The sequence below is a fragment of the Bartonella sp. AA2SXKL genome, assembly GCF_042197205.1.
Lineage (GTDB): Bacteria > Pseudomonadota > Alphaproteobacteria > Rhizobiales > Rhizobiaceae > Bartonella.
Genome location: NZ_JBHIRN010000023.1, coordinates 1 through 8459 on the forward strand (window position 1 = coordinate 1; position 8459 = coordinate 8459).

The following is an 8459-nucleotide window of genomic DNA, read 5'->3' on the forward strand; positions in this document are numbered from 1 at the left end:
ACGATCAAGGGAGCAAAAAACACTGCAACTAAAGCCACAAAAACAGCCTCCAATATGGGGTGGTGGGGCTTTTTAGGCAGTCTGGTAGGCGCCATTATTTCCAGTGTTTTTGGCTATTATGGTTATAGAAGCCGTAAGGACACTTTCATGCTTTAAAACGTCTACCTGTCTTCCTTTAAAGCAAATACATAAAAAGCTGCACGCATAGTGCAGCTTTTTTTGTAAATTCTTCTTAATCACTCTAAAATTCAGCCCTCTTATTTAAAATGCTCTTTGCAATCAACATAACATTTGACAAAAATAAAATCCATATTAAGAGGAAATAAGTGGTAGTTTTTTTATTTTGGTCATCATTGTTTTTCTATCAACTATAAGGGGGGAAATATATGAATATTTCACTTAATAAAGTAAAAAATGTTATTGAATTGGCTGCTGACGAAGTTGTGCCAACTGCAATGCTTACTAAGTATGCACAGCGTAACGATATTCAAATTTGTCAAAATGAGCTTGATGTGAATGGTTCGTTAGAAGTTTAATAATGTATTGTTGATACAGATCTATTTACATATCTAACTTTAAAATTAAGTATATTTAAGTGCATGTTTCAGTTATTTTCAGAGAGCTTTTCTCAAAAAAATTGGGCTAAGCAAGCAGCTGAATTATCAATTTCACACATCCCTTTCGATGAAAGGGATGTTTTGAATGCTTTAAGACAATACGCTCTACATCCTCATAAACTCTTAGCTCTTAATCCTAAATCCGAAGTAGTAACAGTGGTTAATGGAGTGCGGAGTCCACGTCCTCTTTCAAACTTTCTTGTTTTAGATACGGATAGAACTATAGAAGAATATACTGCCCGCGTTGACCAATATGCCGAAGGACAAGAATGGGCGGTCATGTATTATGGATTATACGCTGCAACCCCTGTTCTATGGGATGTGGCAAAACAATTTGCAGATCAATTAGCTCATTCTTTAGGTTTTAGGCCTGGTGGACGCGTAGATATTGACTGCTTCATTGGCCGGTATTCTTCTACCCATGTTGGGATCCATGTAGATCACGCTCATAATTTTGGTTTTACTCTACAGGATGGCAAAACAATGTTTGCATGGCCCAGTACACGAGAAGACCTCCAAGGGCTAAAATATCCTGAATATGAAGCGCATAAATTAACAGCAATTGCGCTGCAAAACCGTACAGACCGTGTTGCCTACTTTCCCCATGATGCTTTCCACGTTGCTGAAACTGGAAAAAATATCGCGGCAAATATCAATATTGCTTTTTGGGAAACAGCACACGATGCACAACATCATAAAAATTATGTCACGCATTTACTCCATCTTGATGATCGAACGCGACATGATATCCGCGCATCAGGAAGAGCAAATTTAAACCCTGATAATGCTTTTCAACACTCTGCACTAAACTCCGCCATCGCAAATGGTACCTTAAAACGCCATATGCTGGTTTCTCAATTAATTTGTGATACAAGTTCACGTTTATGTGTCAAGCGCCCCCTTGTTGACGTCTCCGAAATTGAAAATGAAATCACTCTTCGCCCACCTGCAACCCTGCAATGGGTGCCCTTAACTGAAACAAAAGAACTGCTCATCGCAGCAAATGGGCATTGCGCCAGTTTTGAGTATAGCTCTCATCTAGAACATTTCCTTTCTCAACTTTCATCAGGAAAAAAATTAGATCTAGCAAAATTAAATGATAAACCACATGACACAGCACAGAAGGAAATTTTAAAAGCTGTAAAAGCTTTAGCATGTTGGGGAGCATTGTGACAAAGAAAAAATCCATGATTTTTACCCAAATGGGGCTTTTCCTTGTTTTGGGCTTTAGCAGCTTTGCCGATGAAACAGCACAAGTTACATTTGCTCTCCACTTAGCAGAAAGCACAGCATCTATTTCAATGCTGCTGTTTGCAGGGCTTGTCGGGGCAATTTGTGCAGGCCCCATTGCACCACGTCTCTTACATCGCTTCCAACCAGCGCGAACAGTACCCATTGTTTTATTGTTTGAAGCACTCTTTATAGCCACAGCTGCAATCGCCAACCAATTTTGGGTTTATATTGCCCTTTCTTTCGCACTAGGTTGTGCTGGTTCACTCTTTTGGTCTGCTATCCTCGTTTCCGTCCCAGAATTTGCAACCAATGATCAGCAATTAGACCGTATCAACCGCATTATCCAAACAGTCCGTAATCTTGGCTATATTGCCGGACCATTGTTAGGAGGTGTATTGTATGGAATATCAAACGGGCAAAAAGGATTGTTTGTGTTGTCAGTCATGGTTCTTTTTGCTACCTTTATCACTCTCTTCTGTTTTAAAAGTTTTAAAATTCATACACAAACGACAAACACAACGCAAAAAAGCAAAAAAGGGCTAGATTTAACGGGTCTCTTGCGTAAAAAAAATGTTGTCTATGCTCTTTCTCCCCTCATCATTACCATCATCCTCACCTCTGCTCTCAACGTCTTATCGATTGTCCGCATCCGCACTGAGCTGTACTTCAGTGCAGAAACCTATGGGGTAATCACAAGCATGTTAAGTCTTGGCCTCGTGGTTGGTCCACTCTGTTTCTCCAGCCTTTTTCATCGCTTTGGTAATGCCGCTGGAGCATCACTTGCCGCTGCAATCATCGGCTTTGCAATTTTCTGCTTTTCCTTAACACATATTGTATGGTTAATGATGCTGTCATTTTTCATCCTTGGGGGTGCTAACGGCGTGCAAAATGCTCTGATGGCAAGTTTTATGATGAAAGCCATTCAGAAAGAACACCGAAACAACCAAATGCCTGCCTATATCTTTATCATACAAACAGCGGTGTGCCTTGGCTTTCTAGGAGCCGGTTTTGTAAAAGTGCATCACACCCAAAGCACACTGTTTATCATTGGCATCGCCACCATGATCACAGGCATCTTAGGTTTTATTGTGAACAGTGCCGTACAAAAAAAACAGAGAGAATTTGATAATGGTTAGTGGACGAGGCGTTTTTCTCAAGCAAACCATACACCACAAAAGGACATGACAATCACCCCTCGATAAAATCGTTGTATCTCCCATACAACCCCACACCAACCAATAAGACTTTGATGAACCACTCTTGAGTGTGGAAGAGCTAACAACCATTCCCAAAATTTAGTTTATAGCAAAATAGAAACCGGTTTAACATCATGCAACAAGATCCTATAGGCTTAAACTTTTACAATGGAACAGGCGGCTATGTGTGGCAACTGGCAGACTATATGCGACATGATTGTCATGAGAGCTCCCACACACTTGAATTGCAAAAACCAACGCCGCCCATAGCCATCAATTCTTTCGCTGTCTACCCAAGTGAACTCAATCCTTTATCACGCGTTCAATGGGCAAAAGATGTACAAATAATAAAAAACAAACCAGCACTCATTGGCAAACGGCAAATACAACCCATCACCATTGTTTCTACAAAAGGAGCGGCATTTGGCGGATTCGACTTTCCCACATTTGAAGCACTTCGTGAAGGCTGCCTTGTCCAATCACTGAGGGAAATACAATTCAATGATACTCTTCTTGCCTCTGGAAGTCTTTTGATATCACTTTTACAACACGGTCTCATCGAAACAGATCAAAAAGCATTTTCAGAAAATGATGCAACCGCTCTTTTACGAGAGCCAACATGTATTATCATAGATTCTTCTCTTGGCAGTCTTGCCATTAATCAACTCAATGGGCGTACAATCCGGCTTCATGAAAAAACAAAACATCTCTTGAAGCAAGCCACCACACCAATGCACATTCAACACCCTATAGAGGATTCAATAAAATTTTTTGTAAAAGCAGGAATGCTACGATTGGTAAAATTATAAGGATAAAAAGATGCAGCTGATAAGACCTGGCATGGGAACAGAAAATAGTGCACAGCTCATTTATGCGCTTATTCAAATGGCAAGACCGCGCACAGTCATTGAAATCGGTGCTGGTGATAGTACGCGCTTGATTGCTAAAGCACTGCAAAAAGCAAAACAAACATGGCAACAGGATAAAAAGCTTCTAGAATCCGCCATTTGGGAAGAACGAACAGCTTTGCTTGACCCTTCAGGAATCCTTGAGAATTACGAACCTCGGCTTATCACCATTGATGATTTTACAGTAGAAGGTCAATCAGCAGAAGAAGCATGGCAAAAACTGCTTCAAGACGGTATTGAAAAAGACATGGTAACATTTATCCATGAGAATTTCTTCTCTCTCGATGAAAGCACCCTCAAATCTTGGGGACCAATAGATTTTGCTTGGCTTGATGCTGGTACTCCCGCAGATGATGTGCGATTTGTTATAACCCTTTGGGAACACATCACCGCGGGTGGTTATCTATGTCTGCATGAACCAACCATAACAACAACAATTGCTCTCAATGGCGAACAACGGGTTCGACGCGTCAGAACTCCTTTGTGGGAAGAAATTCTCTACCGGCTTGATGGCTCCTATGAAGCTTTAACACTCCCCGAAAACCACAAATATCGCCAGGGTGGTCTGGGGATTATTCGCAAACGCACCCCAGCCGAACAAATTGTACGCGCACAATCGCTACAAGCAGAACTCATAGAAATCAATGAACTGCCCATTCGCAATGATCTTTTGCCCATGGGGAAAGAAACCCTTCACAAACGCAATACCCGCAATTCACTGATCTCTGCCATGACGTCACCGACACTGCGCGCTGTTTATGCCGCCATTATCCTTGGTGCAAAAAATCTTACTGATATCCTCAAACATGTCGATTCAGATGCCAAAAACATTCACAAATCCATCAATCGCCTTTTGAATCTTGGACTTATTCACAACACAACAGAAGGATTTCAAGCCGAAGAGACAGTGTGGAAAATGCTAGAAAATAAACATGAACGGGAGAGGGAAAATTTAAGCGACCGCCATTTAGAAACAGAAGAGATGCTATAAAAAATTGGTGAAGCCTTTCAAATGGGAAAAATCTATAGCGAAACGGAAGTTTCCAAGATATGCAACCTCTTTACGATAGACTTTGCCCGATTACGACGCACTCTTGTTGAGAGAGGTTTTTTACAACGCCATGGAGGAAAATATCAACGCATGCGCTAAAAGAAAATTGAAAAATGATTAGCGAACGCTATCGTTTTTCTTCTCTATTTCAAGAGAATGAATAACCTTCCACTAAAAAAATATAATTTCATTAAAAGGTTACAAAATCATTCATCCCATTCATATGTTGACAATCTATGGGGGATAGTACATCCTCTTCATAAAGGATAAAATGGAAAAGCAAGAATGCGGGATGCCAATTGGTTATCAAAAAGGATTGGGTGGTTATCAAAAAGAATTGGGAATAGTCAAAACCATCAGGAGAAGATATAGGATCAAGGTCTCAATGATCTTACGATTGTTGCGCGAACATCCGGGCACAGTGTTGTTGCTCAATCCAAATCATGCTCGATATTTCTAAAAACATCGTAGAAAAAACAATATTCTTGCATTGGACTGGCTAGTGAATCAAGAAAGATACTATTTCAACGAAATGTGCACAGCAGAAATAGGGCTGGCAAAACTTCCTCAAAAGATACAACAAAATGTCTTTGATCATTTAACAACACTTCTATGGAAATTCCATGGGCAAAAATAAAATTCCTTTTTTCATCTATAGCACAGTTTTTCTTTCTGAATTTTCCTTTTTCTTTGTACTCCCTCTGCTTGGAAACTCTTCTCTCATAACTGCTGCCAATGTTGCTTTTTATCTCGCTGGATCGGTAATCCTTGAAAGCATTCTCATGGTAACCACAACAGGTTTATTAGAAAGATTTTCGCGTAAACTCTTAATGGCTACCGCCTTTATTTTAAGGAGTAGCGCTTTTGTGTGCATTATCCTATCGCTCACACCTTCTGCATGGTTGATCTTTTTTACCTTAATGGCTTTTTCGAAAGCAATTTCAAAGCCATTTTTGAGAGAAATTTTATCAGAACATCTCAATGAAAATGCTCTTAAACGCGCATTAACTCTCTATTCTTTTTTTCAAAATGCTGCTGTCGTTATCGCCCCTCTTGTTGCAACGAGTGCCATAAAATACAACGCATCAACCTTCTTAATGGCTTTTTTTGCACTCATTGGTTTGTATCTTTGTGTTCTATCCATTCAAATTGTTTATCATTACCCGCATAAAACATTATCTCTTGAAAAGAATAAAAAAACAAAAAAAGCTCTTCTTTCTTCTTTAAAAACAATAATACATAATCGTTCTATTGCTTATTTGCTGGTCACGGCTTTGCTTTGTGCATTCCTCATGGGAATTTTCATCACCACCACAACACTTCTCAGTAAATTTGACAGCAATCTCGCCCCTTATAGTGGAATTTTCTTTTCAATTGTTGGCATCAGTATTTGTATCTGGCAAGGAATAATCAATAAACATCTCAGCCTTTCCGATAAATCAACTTTCTACCTATTATGGCTTATGGGAAGTTTCTCCTCATTTTTCCTCATGGGTGGGGTCTTTACCGCTGTGACTGCATTAATTGCCTACAGTGTCTATGAATCTGTCATGATTCCAGAAATATACTATCAAGCAGGGAAAACAACCCCATCCCTCTCTGCTAGTGTTCTTTTCAGTTATATTCTTGTTATTTCAAATATTGGCCAAGCCGCCGGCTCATGGACAAGTGGATGGATTATCAGCCATTTCAACAATCATATCGCTTTCACCTTTTGCATGATTGTTGGTGCCTCCGCCTTTGCTTCTTGCCTTTGCCTCATGCAAACGAAAAAATAAGCAGCTTCCATGTCACATATAGTTTTTGCAACCAGTGGCACAACAAGAGCACTCAAAACACTTCGCCATAAATCACTCAATTATGATTTTGTAACACACTCTGCGGCAAAAAAGCTCAAAACGGTCTTTAAAGATTGCTCTGTAAACGCCGTTGCAAATTGTCTCATAGCTTAAAGGATTATGGGATAGACAAGCGTAAGGTAGCTACATTCTGCACGAATAATATTCTATTGATATCCATGTGCAACACAGCCAAAGCATTTTTCTTATAATTCGCTCATTTCTGCCATGACCTCACCGACACTACGCGCTGTCTATACTGTTATTATACTTGGTGCTAAAATTCTTTCTGATATCCTCAAACTTGTCAATTCAGAGACCAAAAACATTCACAAATCTATTAATCGCCTTTTAAACCTTGGTCTTATTCAAAACACAACAGAGGGATTTCAAGCAATCGATAAATTATGGCAAGCGCTAGAAGATAAAAATGTATGAAATATGGAAATTTTTAGCGATCACCATTTAGAAACAGAAGATATACTTACAAAAATTGCAGAAGCATTTCAAATAGGAAAAACTATCGCGAAACGGAAACATCAAAAATATGTAGCCTTTTTACTTTAGATTTTGCGAGATTAAGACGAACCTTGGTGGAAAATGGATTTTTAAGACGATATGCAAGCAAATATCAGCGCATACGTTGAAAGAAAAAATTCAAGCATTTGAGTTTTTCTTATGCAGCGTTTTGTTTTTTTGTTTTCTGTAAAGAGAGTTTAGGCCAGCTATGCGCCCCCCTTAGTATTTAGTGATATAGATAGTTTGGAGTTCAAGGAATTGTGTACAGTTTTTTTGTTACAAAAAGTTGGCAGATTGTTTTGAGGATTTGGCTATACAGACTACACATAGGACAAAGGGAGAGATGACATAAGAGCCAAGAGAATCTGAGTTTAGATTTAGCCTTGAGCGCCCCTTTAAGTGCGTGGCATTACGTAGCTTATACGTTCTTCCCCTACCCATTTTGCTTCCGAAGGTGCATGATGATTAGTAGGCATGCCCCTAGTTCTTATTTGGTTTTTGTACGTGGGAAGAGTTTCGAGTGATTAGCATTTTACTCCATGCGTTTACGCGTTACACTTGTCTTTTCCTGCTTTTATTTTCAGAGATTGGTGATATTTTTGTTTTGCAGTACTAAGAAGAGCTTTTAGATTTATCGTTTTAGAGAGAAGAAAGCATTCTCTCCCTGCCTCTGCCTGCCACTGCTTCATTAGTGGCATGCCCTTTATTAGTCCCTATTGCATTCTTTTATGAGATGAGAAGGCATCCGATCCAGTTTCAAAGCCGCTCCTAGGTCTTGGTAGTTTTACGGGCGACTAGTTTTTCTAGTTTTTTTGATGAGTTTCTATGAGAAAAGTGTAGCAGGAAGGGGAACTTATGTAGGTAAATTACTGACTTTTCCTAGTAGAGGGGGAATTTTGAGTAAAGAGTTATTCTATAACATTTTTCATGACGTGCATTATTATATTTTCACGCAATACTATGGGTGTATTGTCATGTTTAGAGATCATTTGATTTTTATGGGAGTATTAGTTTTGGAACTTTGGTTGCGGGGGCAGGATTTGAACCTGCGGCCTTCAGGTTATGAGCCTGACGAGCTACCGGGCTGCTCCACCCCG

At 39.6% G+C, this 8459-nt stretch carries 12 protein-coding genes and 1 pseudogene; all 13 read left to right on the plus strand.

Annotated elements, in window-relative coordinates:
* A pseudogene (locus ACFINS_RS08965) lies at positions 1-156 on the plus strand (DUF3792 domain-containing protein); the annotation flags it as partial.
* 230 nt (positions 157-386) lie between these two features.
* The gene (locus ACFINS_RS08970; RefSeq protein ID WP_375689559.1) at positions 387-536 is read left to right on the plus strand and encodes a hypothetical protein; all 150 of its coding nucleotides are present in this window, start codon (positions 387-389) and stop codon (positions 534-536) included.
* A 63-nt stretch (positions 537-599) separates the two neighbouring features.
* Complete coding sequence (locus tag ACFINS_RS08975) at positions 600-1790, plus strand: hypothetical protein (RefSeq protein ID WP_375689557.1); 1191 nt, start codon at positions 600-602, stop codon at positions 1788-1790.
* Complete coding sequence (locus ACFINS_RS08980) at positions 1787-2986, plus strand: MFS transporter (protein WP_375668712.1); 1200 nt, start codon at positions 1787-1789, stop codon at positions 2984-2986. Before ACFINS_RS08975 ends, ACFINS_RS08980 begins: the two co-directional genes overlap by 4 nt.
* 194 nt (positions 2987-3180) lie before the next feature.
* Positions 3181-3855: a hypothetical protein gene (locus ACFINS_RS08985; RefSeq protein WP_375612578.1), complete on the plus strand. Its 675-nt coding sequence runs from the start codon at positions 3181-3183 to the stop codon at positions 3853-3855.
* Positions 3856-3865: 10 nt separating this feature from the next.
* Complete coding sequence (locus ACFINS_RS08990; RefSeq protein WP_375706109.1) at positions 3866-4945, plus strand: class I SAM-dependent methyltransferase; 1080 nt, start codon at positions 3866-3868, stop codon at positions 4943-4945.
* 21 nt (positions 4946-4966) lie between these two features.
* Positions 4967-5104, plus strand: a complete 138-nt coding sequence (locus ACFINS_RS08995) for a DUF2087 domain-containing protein (RefSeq protein WP_375706110.1) — start codon at positions 4967-4969, stop codon at positions 5102-5104.
* Positions 5105-5276: 172 nt separating this feature from the next.
* Entirely contained in the window at positions 5277-5465 is a 189-nt protein-coding gene (locus tag ACFINS_RS09000; RefSeq protein WP_375685538.1) for a hypothetical protein, read from the plus strand.
* Between the two features lie 163 nt (positions 5466-5628).
* Entirely contained in the window at positions 5629-6783 is a 1155-nt protein-coding gene (locus tag ACFINS_RS09005) for an MFS transporter (RefSeq protein WP_375627878.1), read from the plus strand.
* A gap of 9 nt (positions 6784-6792) precedes the next feature.
* Positions 6793-6957 (plus strand): hypothetical protein, encoded by a 165-nt coding sequence (locus ACFINS_RS09010; RefSeq protein ID WP_375621760.1) that lies wholly within the window; start codon positions 6793-6795, stop codon positions 6955-6957.
* Positions 6958-7071: 114 nt separating this feature from the next.
* The gene (locus tag ACFINS_RS09015; protein WP_375668710.1) at positions 7072-7281 is read left to right on the plus strand and encodes a hypothetical protein; all 210 of its coding nucleotides are present in this window, start codon (positions 7072-7074) and stop codon (positions 7279-7281) included.
* 3 nt (positions 7282-7284) lie between these two features.
* Positions 7285-7410 (plus strand): hypothetical protein, encoded by a 126-nt coding sequence (locus ACFINS_RS09020; protein ID WP_375706111.1) that lies wholly within the window; start codon positions 7285-7287, stop codon positions 7408-7410.
* Positions 7389-7490 carry a DUF2087 domain-containing protein gene (locus ACFINS_RS09025; protein WP_375674222.1) on the plus strand — a complete coding sequence of 34 codons (102 nt, stop codon included), beginning with the start codon at positions 7389-7391 and terminating at the stop codon, positions 7488-7490. The genes ACFINS_RS09020 and ACFINS_RS09025 overlap by 22 nt, the downstream gene beginning before the upstream one ends.
* The last annotated feature ends 969 nt before the right edge of the window (positions 7491-8459 follow it).

What these genes read in the sequence shown, in the direction of transcription:
- ACFINS_RS08970 (WP_375689559.1), top strand. Translation starts at nt 387, where the DNA reads ATGAATATTTCACTTAATAAAGTAAAAAATGTTATTGAATTGGCTGCT.
- ACFINS_RS08975 (WP_375689557.1), top strand. Translation starts at nt 600, where the DNA reads ATGTTTCAGTTATTTTCAGAGAGCTTTTCTCAAAAAAATTGGGCTAAG.
- ACFINS_RS08985 (WP_375612578.1), top strand. Translation starts at nt 3,181, where the DNA reads ATGCAACAAGATCCTATAGGCTTAAACTTTTACAATGGAACAGGCGGC.
- ACFINS_RS08990 (WP_375706109.1), top strand. Translation starts at nt 3,866, where the DNA reads ATGCAGCTGATAAGACCTGGCATGGGAACAGAAAATAGTGCACAGCTC.
- ACFINS_RS08995 (WP_375706110.1), top strand. Translation starts at nt 4,967, where the DNA reads ATGGGAAAAATCTATAGCGAAACGGAAGTTTCCAAGATATGCAACCTC.
- ACFINS_RS09000 (WP_375685538.1), top strand. Translation starts at nt 5,277, where the DNA reads ATGGAAAAGCAAGAATGCGGGATGCCAATTGGTTATCAAAAAGGATTG.
- ACFINS_RS09005 (WP_375627878.1), top strand. Translation starts at nt 5,629, where the DNA reads ATGGGCAAAAATAAAATTCCTTTTTTCATCTATAGCACAGTTTTTCTT.
- ACFINS_RS09010 (WP_375621760.1), top strand. Translation starts at nt 6,793, where the DNA reads ATGTCACATATAGTTTTTGCAACCAGTGGCACAACAAGAGCACTCAAA.
- ACFINS_RS09015 (WP_375668710.1), top strand. Translation starts at nt 7,072, where the DNA reads ATGACCTCACCGACACTACGCGCTGTCTATACTGTTATTATACTTGGT.
- ACFINS_RS09020 (WP_375706111.1), top strand. Translation starts at nt 7,285, where the DNA reads ATGGAAATTTTTAGCGATCACCATTTAGAAACAGAAGATATACTTACA.